Raw genomic sequence first — 609 nt, 5'->3', positions numbered from 1 at the left:
TAACCGTCAACTTCTGCGATAATCGGTTCGGAAAACGCATCAAACATCGAAAGCATCTGATTCTCTGGGACAATATCGCCCGCTTTGAAAAAAAGCAAAGACCCGTTCTGAATTTCAATTTTCTGGTCGCCCGGTGCAGTAACGTATAGTGTTTTTTCGCGGATAATAACGTTACCCGCCGCTGCCGCACACACCGTTTTGTTGCCTGCCATAAAAAGCGGCGTATCTTTCGGTACACGACTGTTTTCTGCGACGAGCAATTTCGCTTTCGCCGAAAGTGTATGTTCGCAAAGGATATGTGTTACTATTAATGTACCCTTGCGGGTAAAGAGCCATTTTCCGTCTTTACGGACGACGTGTGTACCTGACACGGATTTGATGATGATCGGGTATTTTAGAACGATGCGGTTTTCTTCGCTTGTTTTCGACGCCGTTCCGCCGACATGGAATGTTCTCATCGTAAGCTGTGTACCTGGTTGACCTATGGACTGTGCGGCGATAATACCTACTGCTTCGCCGATTTCGACAATTTTATTGCGCGCCAAATTGCGCCCGTAGCATTTACAACAGACACCGTGACGGCTTTTGCAGGTTAACACCGTACGGAGG

1 pseudogene is annotated in these 609 nt (G+C 47.5%); it reads right to left on the bottom strand.

Going from position 1 to position 609, the window contains the following annotated elements:
* Positions 1-545, bottom strand: a pseudogene (locus AWU74_RS07405) (DNA-directed RNA polymerase subunit beta'); the annotation flags it as partial.
* Positions 546-609 lie beyond the last annotated feature (64 nt).

This window comes from Treponema endosymbiont of Eucomonympha sp., assembly GCF_001028545.1.
Note: the sequence above shows the minus strand (reverse complement) of the source record. Positions and strands in the feature narration are given on the sequence as shown.